The 16,177-nt window shown below is 68.7% G+C and carries 17 protein-coding genes; 11 read left to right on the top strand and 6 right to left on the bottom strand.

The window, feature by feature from the left end:
• Nucleotides 1-25 precede the first annotated feature (25 nt).
• The 3 genes from BT364_RS42470 to BT364_RS00080 all read left to right on the top strand — a co-directional run bounded on the left by BT364_RS42470 (nucleotide 26) and on the right by BT364_RS00080 (nucleotide 1,081).
• Nucleotides 26-136, top strand: a complete 111-nt coding sequence (locus BT364_RS42470; protein ID WP_256259565.1) for an SGM_5486 family transporter-associated protein — start codon at nucleotides 26-28, stop codon at nucleotides 134-136.
• A 145-nt stretch (nucleotides 137-281) separates the two neighbouring features.
• On the top strand, nucleotides 282-488 hold the full coding sequence (locus BT364_RS00085) for a hypothetical protein (RefSeq protein WP_072482962.1): 207 nt from the start codon (nucleotides 282-284) through the stop codon (nucleotides 486-488).
• Between the two features lie 74 nt (nucleotides 489-562).
• Complete coding sequence (locus tag BT364_RS00080) at nucleotides 563-1,081, top strand: SixA phosphatase family protein (protein ID WP_072482961.1); 519 nt, start codon at nucleotides 563-565, stop codon at nucleotides 1,079-1,081.
• Nucleotides 1,082-1,151: 70 nt separating this feature from the next.
• Here the strand turns inward: BT364_RS00080 and serB are convergent, their stop codons facing one another.
• Nucleotides 1,152-2,417: a phosphoserine phosphatase SerB gene (gene serB, locus BT364_RS00075; RefSeq protein ID WP_072482960.1), complete on the bottom strand. Its 1,266-nt coding sequence runs from the start codon at nucleotides 2,415-2,417 to the stop codon at nucleotides 1,152-1,154.
• Nucleotides 2,418-2,818: 401 nt separating this feature from the next.
• Here serB and BT364_RS00070 point away from each other — a divergent pair, with 401 nt between their 5' ends.
• Entirely contained in the window at nucleotides 2,819-5,383 is a 2,565-nt protein-coding gene (locus BT364_RS00070) for an ABC transporter ATP-binding protein/permease (RefSeq protein WP_072482959.1), read from the top strand.
• A 97-nt stretch (nucleotides 5,384-5,480) separates the two neighbouring features.
• On the opposite strand, the gene BT364_RS00065 is transcribed toward BT364_RS00070, so the two are convergent.
• Entirely contained in the window at nucleotides 5,481-6,257 is a 777-nt protein-coding gene (locus BT364_RS00065; RefSeq protein WP_072482958.1) for a transglycosylase SLT domain-containing protein, read from the bottom strand.
• 442 nt (nucleotides 6,258-6,699) lie between these two features.
• Here BT364_RS00065 and BT364_RS00060 point away from each other — a divergent pair, with 442 nt between their 5' ends.
• Together BT364_RS00060 and BT364_RS00055 are read left to right on the top strand one after the other, a co-directional pair.
• A complete protein-coding gene (locus BT364_RS00060; protein WP_072482957.1) occupies nucleotides 6,700-7,845 on the top strand; it encodes a GAF domain-containing sensor histidine kinase in 1,146 nt (381 codons plus the stop codon).
• Entirely contained in the window at nucleotides 7,838-8,482 is a 645-nt protein-coding gene (locus tag BT364_RS00055) for a response regulator (protein WP_072482956.1), read from the top strand. The genes BT364_RS00060 and BT364_RS00055 overlap by 8 nt, the downstream gene beginning before the upstream one ends.
• A gap of 76 nt (nucleotides 8,483-8,558) precedes the next feature.
• Here the strand turns inward: BT364_RS00055 and BT364_RS00050 are convergent, their stop codons facing one another.
• Entirely contained in the window at nucleotides 8,559-9,344 is a 786-nt protein-coding gene (locus BT364_RS00050; RefSeq protein WP_072482955.1) for a hypothetical protein, read from the bottom strand.
• Between the two features lie 142 nt (nucleotides 9,345-9,486).
• On the opposite strand from BT364_RS00050, the gene BT364_RS00045 reads away from it, so the two are divergent.
• The 4 genes from BT364_RS00045 to BT364_RS00030 all read left to right on the top strand — a co-directional run bounded on the left by BT364_RS00045 (nucleotide 9,487) and on the right by BT364_RS00030 (nucleotide 12,716).
• On the top strand, nucleotides 9,487-10,284 hold the full coding sequence (locus BT364_RS00045) for an ABC transporter ATP-binding protein (RefSeq protein WP_072482954.1): 798 nt from the start codon (nucleotides 9,487-9,489) through the stop codon (nucleotides 10,282-10,284).
• 98 nt (nucleotides 10,285-10,382) lie between these two features.
• Nucleotides 10,383-10,811, top strand: a complete 429-nt coding sequence (locus tag BT364_RS00040) for an NfeD family protein (RefSeq protein ID WP_072482953.1) — start codon at nucleotides 10,383-10,385, stop codon at nucleotides 10,809-10,811.
• 146 nt (nucleotides 10,812-10,957) lie between these two features.
• On the top strand, nucleotides 10,958-11,887 hold the full coding sequence (locus BT364_RS00035; RefSeq protein WP_072482952.1) for an SPFH domain-containing protein: 930 nt from the start codon (nucleotides 10,958-10,960) through the stop codon (nucleotides 11,885-11,887).
• A gap of 61 nt (nucleotides 11,888-11,948) precedes the next feature.
• On the top strand, nucleotides 11,949-12,716 hold the full coding sequence (locus BT364_RS00030; RefSeq protein WP_072483649.1) for a sulfite exporter TauE/SafE family protein: 768 nt from the start codon (nucleotides 11,949-11,951) through the stop codon (nucleotides 12,714-12,716).
• Nucleotides 12,717-12,776: 60 nt separating this feature from the next.
• On the opposite strand, the gene BT364_RS00025 is transcribed toward BT364_RS00030, so the two are convergent.
• The 3 genes from BT364_RS00025 to BT364_RS00015 all read right to left on the bottom strand — a co-directional run bounded on the left by BT364_RS00025 (nucleotide 12,777) and on the right by BT364_RS00015 (nucleotide 14,815).
• A complete protein-coding gene (locus tag BT364_RS00025; RefSeq protein WP_072482951.1) occupies nucleotides 12,777-13,283 on the bottom strand; it encodes an HNH endonuclease in 507 nt (168 codons plus the stop codon).
• Nucleotides 13,284-13,449: 166 nt separating this feature from the next.
• Nucleotides 13,450-13,980, bottom strand: a complete 531-nt coding sequence (locus BT364_RS00020) for a YbhB/YbcL family Raf kinase inhibitor-like protein (protein WP_072482950.1) — start codon at nucleotides 13,978-13,980, stop codon at nucleotides 13,450-13,452.
• Nucleotides 13,981-14,032: 52 nt separating this feature from the next.
• Nucleotides 14,033-14,815, bottom strand: coding sequence for a sporulation protein (locus BT364_RS00015; protein ID WP_072482949.1), 783 nt, complete (start codon nucleotides 14,813-14,815; stop codon nucleotides 14,033-14,035).
• Between the two features lie 73 nt (nucleotides 14,816-14,888).
• Here BT364_RS00015 and BT364_RS00010 point away from each other — a divergent pair, with 73 nt between their 5' ends.
• Nucleotides 14,889-15,530 carry a DNA-3-methyladenine glycosylase gene (locus BT364_RS00010; RefSeq protein ID WP_072482948.1) on the top strand — a complete coding sequence of 214 codons (642 nt, stop codon included), beginning with the start codon at nucleotides 14,889-14,891 and terminating at the stop codon, nucleotides 15,528-15,530.
• Nucleotides 15,531-16,177 lie beyond the last annotated feature (647 nt).

Here is a 16,177-nt window from a genome sequence, read left to right as displayed (position 1 = left end):
ATGCGAGACTGAGCCCATGTCTCCTGTGCTCGACCCGAACCCCCAGAACGGTCAGAAGAAGCTCCTCCTCGTACTCGGAGCGATGCTGCTGATCACCGTGATCGTCGCAGTGATCGCCTCGATCGCGTCCCCCTGAGCCACTCGGCCGCCGATGGTGGGGTTGACCCCCGCGTCCCCTAGGGGGCCAAGGTCAGGGTGAAGTGGGTGGGTCGCCGGATGGGAACCCCGGGCCCGGATCCGTAGATTTTCGGTATCAGTACCGATGACCCACGGAGGCGGACATGCCGGCCCCAACGCACACCCGGACCACCCATCCGGCCACGGGCAGTGTCGAGGTGCGGCTGCCGTGGTGGGCCATCGCGCTGCCCGCGCTCGCGTTCGCCGCACTGCTGCTGCTGATCGTGGGAACCGGTGAGGCGCACGCCGCGACCACCGACCCGGCGGTCGGCCGATTGCTCGCGCGAATCGCGGCCCTGGTGACCGGCTGACCGTGCCCGAGCACCCCGCACAGGCCCGTCAACACCCTGCGCCGGACGGCACATTTCATGCGAAGCTGAGGTGTATGAGCGTCGATACACCTCGCAGGATCGTCCTTCTCAGGCATGCAAAGGCGGAATGGTCGCAGGACTCCGACCACGAGCGGCCGCTCGCGGAGCGCGGCCGCAAGGATGCCCCGGTCGCAGGCCGCAAACTCGTCGACTCCGGCATCGACCTCGATCTGGCCCTCTGCTCCACCGCCGCCAGGACGCGCGAGACGTGGAAGCTGGCCGTCCACGAGATGCCGCACCGTCCCAGGACCGTGTACGAGGAGCGGCTCTACGAGGCGTCCCTCGGTGAGCTCATCGCCCTGATCAACGAGATCCCCGACGATGTGCACGACCTCCTGGTCATCGGCCACAACCCCGGCATGCATGCGGTCGCCGACGCACTCTCGGAGTCGGCCGAGGGCGATGCCCTGACCCGGATGACCCGCGGCGGCTTCCCCACCGCGGCGTTCGCCGTCGTCGAGTTCACCGGCTCCTGGAAGGGCGTGGAGCACGGAGTGGGCAGGCTGGTCGAGTACTGGACGCCCAACGACTGATCCCGCTGTCGTACGGAGCAGGGCCCCGGCGTTTCCCGCGCCGGGGCCCTGCTCCGTATGCGCGAACGCGTCAGTCGACGAGACCGTCGGCGGCCTCGACCTCCTCGCGGGTGATGCCGAGCAGATACAGCACGGTGTCCAGGAACGGCACGTTCACCGCGGTGTGCGCGGCCTCGCGGACCACCGGCTTGGCGTTGAAGGCCACCCCGAGCCCGGCGGTGTTCAGCATGTCCAGGTCGTTCGCACCGTCACCGATCGCGACGGTCTGCGCCAGCGGCACCCCGGCCTGCGCGGCGAAACTGCGCAGCAGCCGCGCCTTGCCGGCCCGGTCGACGATGTCGCCGACGACCCGGCCCGTCAGCTTTCCGTCGACCACTTCCAGGGTGTTGGCAGAGGCGAAGTCGAGCCCGAGCCGCTCCTTCAGATCGTCGGTGACCTGGGTGAACCCGCCCGAGACCACACCCACTTGGTAGCCGAGCCGCTTCAGCGTACGGATCAGGGTGCGCGCGCCCGGCGTCAGCCGCACCTCGGCACGCACCTTGTCCACCACCGACACGTCGAGCCCGGCCAGCAGCGCCACCCGTGCGTGCAGCGACTGCTCGAAGTCGAGCTCGCCGCGCATCGCCTGCTCGGTCACCTCGGCGACCTTGTCCTCGCAGCCCGCGTGAGCGGCGAACAGTTCGATGACCTCGTCCTGGATGAGCGTCGAGTCGACGTCCATGACGACCAGCCGCTGCGCCCGGCGGCTCAGCCCGGCCGACACCACTGCCACATCGACACCGATGCCGGCGGCCTCCGTCGCCAGTGCGGTCCGCAGCTCCTCGGTCCCGGTGCCGGACACCGCGAACTCGACTGCCGTGACCGGGTACTTCGCGAGCCGGAAGATGCGGTCGATATTGCCGCCGGTGGAGGTGATCGTGGCCGCTATGGCGGCGGTCGACTCCGCAGTCAGCGGGTGCCCGAGCACCGTCACATGGGAACGCCCGTCGCCACGCGGCCGGTTGTCACCCGTGCCGGAGATGATCTCGGCCTGGAGTTTCAGCGACTCGGCCCAGCTGTGCACGGTCGCCCGCAGATCGCCCTCGGTGGTACCGCCCGCGGTGGGGGTGGTGACCAGCGCGCACAGGACGATGCGGCCACGGGTGACGACCTGCTCGATGTCGACGACATCGACCGAGTAGGCGGCGAGGGTGTCGAAGAGCCCGGCGGTGATGCCGGGGCGGTCCTTCCCGAAGATCTTCACGAGAAGGGTGGGAGTGTCGGTGCCCCGACGGGACTCGGGGGGCTCAGGGGACTCAGAAGACGAGGAGGACCGAGGTGGCTGAGATGCGCTCATGGTGCCTCCCACCGTATCGGTCCGCCGCGAGGCGCCGGAGGCCCGTCCCGAGGACCGGACAGCGCGTCGGCTCCGTACCCCCGCCCGGAGCACATGGCCGGTGACGGACCGCGTGCGTCCGGATCCGTCGGGTGGCCGCGGACGGAAAGCAGGCGGGCCGGGGACGGAATATCAGGCGGGCCGGGGACGCCCCGGATATTCCTTTTGCTGGCGGTTCGTGCGTACTCGGGGTGCTTACCGCGCACTGCTCCCTTTATTCGTGTCAGCACCGTAACGATGCAGGTCTCGGCAGGGTCTTCGCCCCGCCCGACTTTCGTATCCGGGACTGGTCCTGGAATAGTTCCTCACGATGTTCAGCATCCCTAGGCCCCCTGTGACGGGGGCGACTCGGGGGACAACTAGTGGGGCGCGGAGTGCCGGAACTCGTACTGGAATTGAATGGAAGGACCTGGACGCTCGATCCGTCCAGGTCGTACACCCTCGGGCGCGATCCGCAGGGCGACCTGACGATCGACGAAGCCAGGGTGTCGTGGCGGCATGCCACGATCAGCTGGGATGGCCGGAGTTGGTCCATCGAGGACCACGGCAGCACCAACGGCACGTATGCGCAGGGCAGCCGGATCCAGCGGCTGGAGATCGGCCCCGGCTCCGTCGTGCACCTGGGCAACGCCACTGACGGCCCGCGGCTGAGTCTCACCGCCGCGGCGGGTGCCGGTGTGTACAGCGGGCAGGGCGCGGGTGCCCAGCAGGCCCCCGCCCCACAGCCCCAGCAGGGCTGGCCCGGCCGGCAGGACCCTGCTCCGCAGCAACCGCAGCAGGGATGGCAGCAGCAGGCACCCCAGGGCCCGCCGCAGCAGCAGCCCGTACAGCCGCAGGTCCCGCAGCAGCAGGGCATGGCGAGGACGCCCGGCGCGGGCGGTCCCGGCGGGGCCGCGGGGGCCCCGCCGGTGCACGGCGACCGCAGCCCGACCACGTTCCACCAGCTGGCCCTCGGCCGCGTCATGCGCATCGGTCGTGCGCTGGAGAACGAACTGGTCGTCTCCGACCTCCAGGTCTCGCGCCACCACGCCGAATTCCACGCGACCCCCGACGGCCGCTTCGAGATCCGTGACCTCGGATCCCACAACGGCACGTACGTCAACGGTCAGCCGCTCGCCAAGTCCGGCTCCGCGCTCATCGGCCCCAACGACATCGTCGGCGTCGGTCACTCGACCTTCCGCCTGGTCGGCGACCGGCTGGAAGAGTTCGTCGACACCGGTGAGGTCTCCTTCTCCGCCCGTCACCTCACGGTGACGGTCGACGGCGGGAAGCAGATCCTCAAGGACGTCTCCTTCGGCGTCCCGGAGAAGTCGCTCGTCGCGGTCATCGGCCCGTCGGGATCCGGCAAGTCCACCCTGCTCAAGGCACTCACCGGCTACCGGCCCGCCAACCAGGGCGACGTCCTCTACGACAACCGGAACCTGTACAAGCAGTTCGCCGAGCTGCGCCAGCGCATCGGTCTGGTCCCGCAGGACGACATCCTGCACAAGGAACTCACCGTCACCAAGGCACTCAAGTACGCGGCCAAGCTCCGCTTCCCCGCGGACACCACCGAGGCCGAGCGCCAGGCCCGGATCCTCGAAGTCCTCGCCGAGCTCAAGCTCGACATCCACAAGGACAAGAAGGTCACCTCGCTCTCCGGCGGACAGCGCAAGCGCGTCTCCGTCGCCCTGGAGCTGCTCACCAAGCCGTCGCTGATCTTCCTGGACGAGCCGACCTCCGGCCTCGACCCGGGCATGGACCGCGATGTCATGCAGCTGCTGCGCGGACTGGCCGACGACGGCCGCACCGTCCTGGTCGTCACGCACTCCGTCGCAGAGCTGGCGATCTGCGACAAGCTGCTCGTCATGGCGCCGGGCGGTTCCGTCGCCTACTTCGGCCCGCCGGAGGAAGCGCTCAACTTCTTCGGCTACACCACCTGGGCCGACGTCTTCTCCGCGTTCGAGAACTACCGCGACTACGACTGGGCGGGCCGCTGGCGCGGTTCGCAGCACTACCAGATGTACGCCGCGGACATCGACGCCGTCGCCGCGCAGTCCGTACACATGCCGCCCCCGCAGCAGATGCGCCCGCCGAAGCCGCAGAGCTGGTCGGCCCAGCTGTGGACGCTGATGCGCCGATACGTCTCGGTGATCGCGTCCGACAAGGGCTTCATGGGCCTGATGGTGATCCTGCCCGCCGTGCTCGGCATCGTCAGCGTGGTCATCCCGGCCAAGTTCGGCCTGGCCCCGCCGGACCCGCCGTCCCGGTTCAACAGCGCCGCTGGAACGATCATGCTGATCCTCGCGGTCGGCATGTGCTTCTCCGGCGCGGCCAACTCCGTACGAGAACTGATCAAGGAACGCGTCATCTACGAACGGGAACGGGCCACCGGCCTGTCCCGCTCCGCCTATCTGATGTCCAAGGTGATCGTCCTCGGCGTGATCACCGCCATCCAGGGCGTCATCATCTGCGGCATCGGCTTCGCCACCCGCGAGCTCCCGGCCGAGGGCCTGATCATGCCGCCGGCCGTCGAGATCTGCCTGACGATCATCGCGCTCGGCTTCACCTCGATGATGTTCGGCCTGGTGATCTCCTCGCTGGTGAAGACCGCCGAGAAGACCATGCCGCTGCTGGTCATGTTCGCGATCGTCCAGGTCGTCTTCACCGGCATCCTCTTCCAGGTGTTCGGCTCGCCCGGCCTGGAGCAGTTCGCCTGGCTGATGCCGTCCCGCTGGGCCATCGCCGGCGCGGGCACGACGCTGGACCTCTCGCACCTCATGGCGCCCTGGGACCCGAAGAACCCGACCGATCTGGACCCGCTGTGGGAGCACTCGGCCGGCCAGTGGGGGATCAACATCTCGGTACTGCTGCTGCTCGGCATCGTCTGCGGCGTCGTGGTCTCGCGACTGCTGCGCCGCCACGAGCCGGAGGTCATGCGCAAGTAGGCGCGGACACACCGGCACCGGACGCCGAAGGGCGGCACCCCGCGCGGGTGCCGCCCTTCGGCGTATGCGGATGCCGTCCGGCGAACCGCGGCGCCGGTCAGTACGCGCTGTTGACGTTGTCGATCGAGCCGTACTTGTCGGCCGCGTAGTTGGCCGCGGCCGTGATGTTGGCGACCGGGTCGTAGATGTTCGACGAGGTGCCGGGGACGTGGTACGCGTCGAACGTCGGCCGGATGACCTGGAGCAGACCGCAGGACGGGGTGCCGTTCTGGGCGTTGATGTCCCAGCCGTTGACCGCGTTCGGGTTGCCGGTCGACTCGCGCATGATGTTGCGGTGCAGACCGTCGTACGAGCCGGGGATGCCGTGGGCCCGCATGATGTCCAGGGCCTGGTTGATCCAGCCGTCCAGGTTGTTGGCGTAGACCGGGGTACGGACCTCGGAGCGGCTGGCGGCCTGCGTCTCGGTGCGCTTCGCGGCGACGGCCTCGGCCTTCACCCGGGCGGCGGCCTCGGCCTTCGCCTTGGCCTTCGCCTCGGCCTTGGCCTTGATCCTGGCGGCCTCGGCGGCCTTGGCCTTCGCGGCGGCGGCCTTCTTGGCCTTGGCGAGGTCTGCGGCCTTCACCAGCTTCTCGGCGGTGGAGTGCTGCTCGATGATGCTGGCCTGCACGGCCTTGGCCTGCGGAGTTCCGGCGACCGACGCGAAGACCACGGGCTCGGCGGACACGGGGGTCGCGGCCTCGGGCTTGGGGTCGGCGTTGGCGGGGACGAGCGAGAACGAGAGAGCGGCGACGGCCATGGCGGAGATACCCGCGACGGAGAGCTTCTGGGTCTTGTTCAGGCGACGACGACGGCCGGGGATGCTGGACACGGACATACAGACATACCTCTTCGAATCGCGGGAGTCCTCACGGAGGACGAAGACGGGAAGCGGCGTTCTCGCATCTCCGTCGGGGACGAGTGCAATTCTTAGCGCCAGCAAAATCCGGTGGCAAAGGTGTGACGTACGAACCCCGGTAGTGGATCGCGACCCCGCTCGAACGGGTCGGACCGTGCTCATGACCACTGATGTCGCGCTTATGCGTCCACTAGTGGGCTTCGTAAGTGACGTGGGTCCTATGCGCGGCCTCACATCGGGCGGGTAACAACCTCACCAACCGTTGCTCCAGCAATTCGGAGTGTTAGATTCCGCCCGGGTGCGGACCCATGACGCGTCTCCGCTCCTGTTGTGCACGGCAGTCGGACCTAGTCCCTGCGCCCTAATCCGCAGCCTTCCACAGGCCGATACGGCGTTCGAACGCCGCCGGTACGGTGAGGCCATGAGCCATCGCCCACCGTCGGGTCTCGCAGCCGTGAGCGCCGCGCTGCTCGCCATGAGCCGGCATCTCGAAGTGCGCGACGTCCTGAAGACGATCGTCGCCTCGGCCCGCGAACTGCTGGACGCCGAGTACGCCGCCCTGGGCGTCCCCGACGACCACGGAGGCTTCGCCCAGTTCGTCGTCGACGGAGTCAGCGACGAGCAGTGGAAGGCCATCGGCCCGCTGCCCAGACAGCACGGCATCCTCGCCGCGATGCTCCACGAGGCCAAGCCCGAGCGGCTCGCCGATGTCCGCAAGGACCCCCGCTTCGAGGGCTGGCCCGCCGCCCACCCCGACATGTCCGACTTCCTGGGCCTGCCCATCAGGGACGGCGAGGAGATCATCGGCGCGCTCTTCCTCGCCAACAAGCGCTGCCCCAAACCCGAGGGCAGCTGCGGCTTCACCGCCGAGGACGAGGAGCTGCTGGCCATCCTCGCCCAGCACGCGGCGATCGCCCTCACCAACGCCCGCCTCTACGAACGGAGCCGGGAGCTCACCATCGCCGAGGAGCGCTCCCGGCTCGCCCACGAGCTGCACGACGCGGTCAGCCAGAAGCTCTTCTCGCTGCGGCTGACGGCCCAGGCCGCCACCGCCCTGGTGGACCGCGATCCGGCCCGCGCCAAGGGCGAGCTCCAGCAGGTCGCCGCGCTCGCCGCGGAAGCCGTGGACGAACTGCGCGCCGCCGTCGTCGAGCTGCGCCCCGCGGCGCTCGACGAGGACGGCCTCATCGCCACCCTCCGCACCCAGATCCAGGTCCTGGACCGGGCCCACACGGCCCGGGTCACCTTCGAGAGCCTCGGCATCCGGGCCCTGCCCGCCGCCCAGGAGGAGGCACTGCTCCGGGTCTCCCAGGAAGCCCTGCACAACGCACTGCGCCACTCCGGGGCGGAGCACGTCGGTGTCACGCTGGCCCGGCACGGCGGCGGCACACTGCTGCGGATCACCGACGACGGCGCGGGCTTCGAACCCGCGGCGACCCGGCAGGCGGGCCGGCATCTGGGCCTGGTCTCGATGCGGGACCGCGCGAACGGCGTCGGCGGAAGGCTCACCGTTGAATCGGCGCCCGGCAAGGGCACCACGATCGAGATGGAGGTACCCGGTGGCTGACAGGATCATCAGGGTGCTGCTGGTCGACGACCACCAGGTGGTCCGCCGCGGTCTGCGTACGTTCCTGGAGGTCCAGGACGACATAGAGGTGGTCGGCGAAGCGGCCGACGGTGCCGAAGGGGTGGCCAGGACGGAGGAGCTCCGCCCCGATGTCGTCCTGATGGACATCAAGATGCCCGGCACCGACGGCATCGAGGCCCTGCGCAGGCTCCGCGAGCTGGAGAACCCCGCCAAGGTCCTCATCGTCACCAGCTTCACCGAGCAGCGCACCGTGGTCCCCGCCCTGCGCGCCGGAGCCTCCGGTTACGTGTACAAGGACGTCGACCCGGATGCCCTGGCCGGTGCCATCCGTTCGGTGCACGCCGGCCATGTCCTGCTCCAGCCGGAGGTCGCGGGAGCCCTGCTGGCCCAGGAGGACCCGGGCAGCGGTACGGGCCGGGGGAGCACGCTCACCGAACGGGAGCGGGAGGTGCTGGGCCTGATCGCCGACGGCCGTTCCAACCGCGAGATCGCGCGGGCGCTGGTCCTCTCCGAGAAGACCGTCAAGACACACGTCTCGAACATCCTGATGAAGCTGGATCTCTCGGACCGGACCCAGGCGGCCCTCTGGGCCGTCCGGCACGGGGCGGCGAGCTGACCGGACCCACGGTCATACGTCGCCGGACGAGGTGCACCCCGCCCGTCCGGCGACCTCCGGGCCCGCCCGCCAGGGCCTACCGCTCCCGCTCGCGCTCCTCCACATACGCGTTGTATGCGGCGACCTGCGCCCGCCGGGCCACCCGCTCCACCGGCCGCAGCGCCTCGCCCCGGGCCGCGATCTCCGCAGCGCTCACCGCGCCGCCGTGCCCGTTCTCGTACGCCACCGAGATCAGCAGCCCCACCCGCTGCGCCAGCTCCAGCACCCGCACCGCCCGCGGCGGATATCCCGGAGCCAGCACCTCGCGCCCCCGCTCCGCCCGTGCCCGGTACGCGTCCACCGCGGCCTCGGCCACCGGCCCCGAACCGGCCACGTCCAACCGCGACAGCACCGCCGTCGCGTCCCGCAAGCCCTCGGCGAGCTCCCGCTCCGCCTCGCTCAGCGACGGCACATCGGCCGGCGGCGCCTCCCGTACCGGCAGACAACGCCACACCACCTCGACGTGCAGATCCCCCTCCGGCCCCGCCTCACGCACCTCGGGAACCAGCCCGTACGGCGCGCCGAAGGCCACCACCGCCTCCTCGGCCTCCAGCGCCCGCGCGTTGAACTCCGGCGGACCGCTCAGCCCCAGCGGATGCCCGGGAGCCGGCAGCGCCACCCGGAAACCCGTCACCCCCAGATTCCGCAACCGTCCGAGCGCCAGCGTGAGCCCGACCGGCCCCGCCTCGCCCGGCAGTCCCTCGACACGGTGCACCGCGTCCTCCCCGACAATGGCGAGCACCGCCTCGTCCGGCGACACCAGTCCCGCCAGAAGCGCGTTTCCCCAAGCGGCCAACAGCCCTGAGCGTGGTTCCGAAAGCATGGGAACAGCCTAGGGAACGGGCCCGGGGCCTGTCGTCACGCGGGCCCAGCGCCGGGAGCACTCGTACGGTGGCGTAGATTTCCCTGGGAGCTGTGCCCACAGGCACCGACGATCTCGACACTGCATGGGGAGACAACGCGCCATGAGCGATGTACTGGAGCTGGTGGACGTATCCGTGGTCCGCGACGGACGCGCTCTGGTGGACGACGTCTCCTGGTCGGTCAAGGAAGGGGAGCGCTGGGTCATCCTCGGACCGAACGGCGCCGGCAAGACCACCCTCCTCAACATCGCGTCCAGCTACCTCTTCCCGAGCACCGGCACCGCCAAGGTCCTCGGCGAGCAGCTCGGCGGCGTCGGCACCGACGTCTTCGAGCTCCGCCCCCGCATCGGCATCGCGGGCATCGCCATGGCCGAGAAGCTGCCCAGGCGCCAGACCGTGCTGCAGACGGTGCTCACCGCCGCGTACGGCATGACCGCCACCTGGCACGAGAACTACGAGGCCGTCGACGAGGAGCGGGCCCGCGCCTTCCTCGACCGGCTCGGCATGACCGAGTACCTCGACCGCAAGTTCGGCACCCTGTCCGAGGGCGAACGCAAGCGCACCCTGATCGCCCGCGCCATGATGACCGACCCCGAACTGCTGCTCCTCGACGAGCCGGCGGCGGGACTCGACCTCGGCGGACGCGAGGACCTGGTCCGCCGCCTCGGCCGGCTGGCCCGCGACCCGTACGCCCCCTCCATGATCATGGTCACCCACCATGTCGAGGAGATCGCCCCCGGGTTCACCCACGTCCTGATGATCCGCCAGGGCAAGGTGCTCGCCGCGGGCCCCATGGAGACCGAACTCACCTCCCGCAACCTCTCCCTCTGCTTCGGTCTGCCGCTCGTCGTCGAGCACGCCGGCGACCGCTACACGGCCCATGGACTGCCCCTCTCGTAGGCAGGGCCGACGACAGTTCCGGGCCCGGAGGGCCCAACGGGCGCAGTGGCGCGCTTGCGCCCTGTCCGCGAGGGCGTTCGCGGTTCTACCATGACCACGTGGACATCGACGCGTGGGTGTGGTGGCTGATCGGCGCGGTGGGACTGGGCATCCCCCTCGTCATGACCGCGATGCCCGAGTTCGGCATGTTCGCCGTCGGAGCGGTCGCCGCGGCAGTGGTCGCGGCACTCGGCGGCGGCATCGTGGCCCAGGTGCTGGTATTCGTCGTGGTCTCCGTGGCGCTCGTCGCCGTGGTCCGCCCCATCGCCGCCAGACACCGCACCGATCGTCCCCAACTCGCCACCGGCATCGATGCGCTGAAAGGCCGTCAGGCCGTCGTCCTGGAGCGGGTGGACGGCAGCGGCGGCCGGATCAAGCTGGCCGGGGAGATCTGGTCCGCCCGCGCACTCGACGAGGGCCAGAGCTTCGATCCGGGCCAACAGGTCGATGTCGTCGACATCGACGGAGCTACGGCAGTCGTCATGTGACCGAACCACCCACAAGGCAGAGCGCGTTCTGTCACACTCGATGTCGATCATCATGAGATCGGGGCCGGTACAGCATCCGGCTCCTCCCGCGAACTCGACCTCGAACATCGCGATCTGTCGGCAACCGAAGGGCAACGAGGAACACGATGCAACCGATCATCATCGTCCTGATCATTCTGGTGGTGCTCGTCTTCATCGCCCTGATCAAGACGATCCAGGTCATCCCGCAGGCCAGCGCCGCCATCGTGGAGCGCTTCGGCCGCTACACCCGCACGCTCAACGCAGGCCTGAACATCGTCGTTCCATTCATCGACTCCATCCGCAACCGCATCGACCTCCGTGAACAGGTCGTGCCGTTCCCGCCCCAGCCGGTGATCACCCAGGACAACCTGGTCGTCAACATCGACACCGTCATCTACTACCAGGTGACCGACGCCAGGGCCGCCACCTACGAAGTCGCCAGCTACATCCAGGCGATCGAGCAGCTCACCGTCACCACTCTCCGCAACATCATCGGTGGCATGGACCTGGAGCGGACCCTGACCTCCCGCGAGGAGATCAACGCGGCCCTGCGCGGAGTCCTCGACGAGGCCACCGGCAAGTGGGGCATCCGCGTCAACCGCGTCGAGCTCAAGGCGATCGAGCCGCCCACCTCCATCCAGGACTCGATGGAGAAGCAGATGCGCGCCGACCGTGACAAGCGCGCCGCGATCCTCCAGGCCGAAGGAACGCGCCAGTCCGCGATCCTCACCGCGGAGGGCGAGAAGCAGTCCGCGATCCTGCGCGCCGAAGGCGAGGCCAAGGCATCGGCCCTGCGAGCCGAGGGCGAGGCCCAGGCGATCCGTACGGTCTTCGAATCCATTCACGCCGGAGACCCGGACCAGAAGCTCCTCTCGTACCAGTACCTCCAGATGCTCCCGAAGATCGCCGAGGGCGACGCCAACAAGCTCTGGATCGTGCCCAGCGAGATCGGTGACGCCCTCAAGGGCCTCAGCGGCGCCTTCGGCAACCTCGGCAACGGCGCCCCGGGCTTCGACACGGGCAAGGAACGCCGGGAGCAGCCCCCGGTCGAATGACGCGTACACGCCCCGTGCATGATCGGTGCACCAAGCACCGATCATGCACGGGGGATTCGCCATGAATATCTGGGAGATGCTCGCCGTCTTCGCAGCGGGCATCAGCGCCGGCACGATCAACACGATCGTCGGCTCGGGGACGCTGATCACCTTCCCCGTGCTCCTCGCCACCGGTCTGCCCCCGGTCACGGCCACGGTCTCCAACGGCCTCGGCCTGATCCCCGGCTCGGTCAGCGGCGCCATCGGCTACCGCAAGGAACTCGAAGGACAGGGCCGCCGTGTCCTCAAGCTCTCCGTCGGCGCCCTCATCGGCGGCCTCACCGGCGCCACCCTCCTGCTGGCCCTGCCCTCCACGGCCTTCGAGACCATCGTGCCGGTCCTGGTGGCCCTGGCCCTCGTCCTGGTCATCCTGCAACCACGCATCAGCAAAGCAGTCCAGCGTCGACGCGAGCACAGCGGCACCCCCACCCGCTCCGACGGCGGACCGCTCCTGTTCGTCGGACTGATGCTCGCCAGCGTCTACGGCGGCTACTTCACCGCCGCCCAGGGGATCATCTACCTCTCCCTGATGGGCATGCTGCTCGACGACACCATGCAGCGACTCAACGCCGTCAAGAACGTGCTGGCCGCCGTCGTCAACAGCATCGCCGCGCTCTTCTTCCTCTTCGTCGCGGACTTCGACTGGACGGCCGTCGTGCTCATCGCGGTCGGCTCCGCGCTGGGCGGCCAGATAGGTGCCAGGATCGGCCGCCGCCTCAGCCCCGTGGTCCTGCGCGTCCTCATCGTCGCGGTCGGCACGGTCGCCATCGTCCAGCTGGTGCTCCGCTGACACACGGAAGCCCGTCTCCCCCGGAGACGGGCTTCCGCCACGACGAAATGCGTAGGCCGGCTACGCCGCGGCACTCTCCAGCCACTCCGGCAGCTCCGAACGCTCACCGGCCCCCAGCGCCAGCAGCATCGCCTGCGCGGGAGACGGCACGAACGGCTGACGCAGCAGCGGCATCCCCGCCTGCTCCGGCGTCCGGGCCGCCTTTCGGTGATTGTCCTCGGCACAGGACGCCACCGTGTTGAGCCAGGTGTCCTGACCCCCCTGGGCGCGCGGCACGACATGGTCGACGGTGCTCGCCCGCCGTCCGCAGTACGCGCACCGGTGCTGGTCCCGTATCAGCACACCCCTGCGGGACCACGGGGCATGTCTTCGGAACGGCACCCGTACGTACCGGCAGAGCCTGATCACCCGGGGCACCGGAATGTCCACGGCGGCACCACGCATACGGAGATCGGGATGCGACTGCTCGACGACGGCCTTGTCCTGCAGAATCAGCACCACCGCACGGTTCAGTGTCACCGTCGACAGCGGCTCGAAGCTCGCGTTCAGTACCAGCGTGTCCCGCATCTCGCCCACCTCCCGTGTGCCGCCCGCCCCCTGGCAGGCCCGGATCAACTCTGGCCGGGCGGGCCGTGATGGACAACGCAATAAAAATGCCCTGCCCTGATCTCTCCAAGACCAGGGCAGGGCAAACAGCGGGGGAACTCTCGGCTAGGCGGGACCCCGGACAGGCCTAGGCGGGGCCCGTGTACTCACCGATCAGCTGAGCACGGCCCAGCGTGTGGAACCGCAGATTGAACCCCACGACCGCGGGCGACGCATCGCTGTCGACCCCCAGCTTCTCGGTGTCCACCGCGTACACGGTGAACACATAGCGGTGGTTCTCACCGGCCGGCGGCGCGGCACCGCCGAACTCCTTCGATCCGTAGTCGTTACGGACCTGTACGGCACCGGGGGGCAGCCCCTCGAACTTCCCGCTGCCCGCGCCGGCCGGCAGTTCCATGACCGGCGCGGGGATGTCGAAGACCACCCAGTGCCAGAATCCGCTGCCGGTGGGGGCATCGGGGTCGAAGCAGGTCACGGCGAAACTCTTGGTCTGCGCCGGAAACCCTTCCCACCGCAGCTGCGGCGAGGTGTTCCCGGCCGCGAACACCTGAGCGTCCGCCAGCACGGCGCCGGGAGCGAGATCGTCGCTCACCACCGTGAACGACGGCACCTCCGGATGGAAGTCGTGCGGCAGCGGCGCCCTCTTCGGCTCGGTCACGTCAGCACCTCTCCTGATCGCTGTACTGCAGTCGGCAGATCTCCCACCGACCCTAGAGCCAGTTGCGCTGACCGCCGACCTGGGCCAGCCACTGATTGAGGTACGCCGCCCAGTCGGTCCCCTGGAAGTCGTTCAGCCCGACCTTGAAGGCGCGGTACGAGTCGCTGCCCTCGCTGAAGAGCCCCGGCTTCTTGTCCATCTCCAGGACGACATCCATCTCACGGTCGTCCGCGACGAACGTCAGCTCCACCTGGTTGAGACCGCGGTACTGCTGCGGCGGGAAGAACTCGATCTCCTGGTAGAACGGCAGCCGCTGACGCGTACCGCGGATGTGACCGCGCTCCATGTCCGCGCTGCGGAAGCCGAAGCCGAGCTGCCCGAAGGCGTCCAGGATGGCCTGCTGCGCCGGCAGCGGGTGCACATTGATCGGGTCCAGGTCGCCCGAGTCCAGCGCCCGCGCGATCTCCAGCTCGGTGGTCACACCGATGTTCATGCCGTGCAGGTGCTGACCGGCGAACATCGTTATCGGCGTCTCCCACGGAATTTCGAGCCCGAAGGGAACGACGTGCACGGCACCGGCCCGCACCTCGAACGCGCCGCCGAGCCGCAGCTTGGTGAACTCGATGTCCTGCTTGGTCTCCGTGTCCTGGCCCTCGACCTCGACCCGGGCCTGCAGCCCCACGGAGAGTCCCTCGATCTGCTGATCCACGGATCCGCCCTGGATCCGTACCTCACCCTGGACGACCCCGCCCGGTACGACGTTGAGCTCGGAGAGCTCGGTCTCCACCGAGGCGCCGCCGGCACCCAGGCTCGCGAGCAGCCGCTTGAAGCCCATGTTTACTCCTCCTTGGTCCTGACCTCTACATACGCGCCACGACCGTAGTCGGTTCCCGGTAACCTCGACCGCCATGATCGAGGGCTTGGACCGTACGCCGCTGACACGCGACTTCTTCGACCGCCCCGTACTGGACGTGGCACCCGACCTCCTGGGCCGGACCCTGGTACGCGCCACACCGGACGGGCCCATCGAGCTCCGTCTCACCGAGGTGGAGGCGTACGCCGGTGAGATCGATCCCGGATCGCACGCTTTCAGAGGCCGCACCGCGCGCAACAGCGTCATGTTCGGACCGCCCGGTCACGCGTACGTGTACTTCACCTACGGGATGTGGCACTGCCTCAACCTGGTGTGCGGCCCCGAGGGCAGGGCCAGCGGGGTCCTGCTCCGAGCCGGCGACATCCAGGTCGGTGCCGAACTCACGCGCGAACGTCGGAACTCGGCCCGCAGTGACAAGGAACTGGCCAAAGGCCCGGCCCGTCTGGCCACCGCCCTCGATGTCGACCGAGCGCTGAACGGCACCGACGCCATCGCCCACCCCGGCGCCCCGCTGTCCGTGCTGCACGGCACCCCACCACCGCGTGACCAGGTACGCAACGGCCCACGCACCGGAGTGGGCGGTGACGGAGCCACGCACCCCTGGCGCTTCTGGATCGACGGCGACCCCACGGTGAGTCCCTACAGGGCCCATGTGTCACGCCGTCGCGCAACTTGACTCGCCCTTGAGGGCCGCCTAATGTAGTCCGAGCCGCTTGAGACGGGCACTGCTGTCGGTACGGTCCATCGGACCACATCCGAGCATCCCGGAGCGACCAACCACTACCTACGAATCACCCTGGCGGGTGCAAATTCGGCGTGCCGTAATTCAATCTCCTCGACTCGATTATGAGTCGCCAAGGAAATCGGCTAATGTAGTGGACACGCCGAAAGGCAAGGCCAATCCATAGGTCACCGGAATTCAAATTCGGACCGGAAACGGAACGAAAAAGAGTCTGGTAAGGTTGGAGCCGCCGGAAAGGGAAACGCGAAAGCGAAGAACTGGAAAGCGGAGCAGGACCCGCTTCGACCGGGAATCGGACACGAAAGAGTCTGATAGAGTCGGAAACGCAAGACCGAAGGAAAAAGCCCGGAGGAAAGCCCGAGAGGGTGAGTACAAAGGAAGCCTCCGTTCCTTGAGAACTCAACAGCGTGCCAAAAGTCAACGCCAGATATGTTGATACCCCGGCCTGCTTCGGCAGGTTGGAGGTTCCTTTGAAAGTCCCACGGGGTCACTGACCCGGTGGGCAATTACACAGCGAGGACGCTGTGAACGACCGGTCTTATTCCGTCCGGTCGTTCCGCTCTCGTGTTGTGTTGTCCCGA

Origin of the sequence: Streptomyces atratus, assembly GCF_900119365.1 — a bacterium.
GTDB lineage: Bacteria > Actinomycetota > Actinomycetes > Streptomycetales > Streptomycetaceae > Streptomyces > Streptomyces atratus_B.
This window is presented reverse-complemented; position numbering and strand designations above follow the sequence as displayed.

Bases quoted from the DNA above. Each gene is read 5' to 3' on its own strand.
- BT364_RS00065 (WP_072482958.1), bottom strand. From the start codon at position 6,257: ATGTCCGTGTCCAGCATCCCCGGCCGTCGTCGTCGCCTGAACAAGACC.
- BT364_RS00015 (WP_072482949.1), bottom strand. From the start codon at position 14,815: ATGGGCTTCAAGCGGCTGCTCGCGAGCCTGGGTGCCGGCGGCGCCTCG.
- BT364_RS00050 (WP_072482955.1), bottom strand. From the start codon at position 9,344: ATGCTTTCGGAACCACGCTCAGGGCTGTTGGCCGCTTGGGGAAACGCG.
- serB (WP_072482960.1), bottom strand. From the start codon at position 2,417: ATGAGCGCATCTCAGCCACCTCGGTCCTCCTCGTCTTCTGAGTCCCCT.
- BT364_RS00060 (WP_072482957.1), top strand. From the start codon at position 6,700: ATGAGCCATCGCCCACCGTCGGGTCTCGCAGCCGTGAGCGCCGCGCTG.
- BT364_RS00045 (WP_072482954.1), top strand. From the start codon at position 9,487: ATGAGCGATGTACTGGAGCTGGTGGACGTATCCGTGGTCCGCGACGGA.
- BT364_RS00025 (WP_072482951.1), bottom strand. From the start codon at position 13,283: ATGCGGGACACGCTGGTACTGAACGCGAGCTTCGAGCCGCTGTCGACG.
- BT364_RS00035 (WP_072482952.1), top strand. From the start codon at position 10,958: ATGCAACCGATCATCATCGTCCTGATCATTCTGGTGGTGCTCGTCTTC.
- BT364_RS00080 (WP_072482961.1), top strand. From the start codon at position 563: ATGAGCGTCGATACACCTCGCAGGATCGTCCTTCTCAGGCATGCAAAG.
- BT364_RS00010 (WP_072482948.1), top strand. From the start codon at position 14,889: ATGATCGAGGGCTTGGACCGTACGCCGCTGACACGCGACTTCTTCGAC.
- BT364_RS00085 (WP_072482962.1), top strand. From the start codon at position 282: ATGCCGGCCCCAACGCACACCCGGACCACCCATCCGGCCACGGGCAGT.
- BT364_RS00030 (WP_072483649.1), top strand. From the start codon at position 11,949: ATGAATATCTGGGAGATGCTCGCCGTCTTCGCAGCGGGCATCAGCGCC.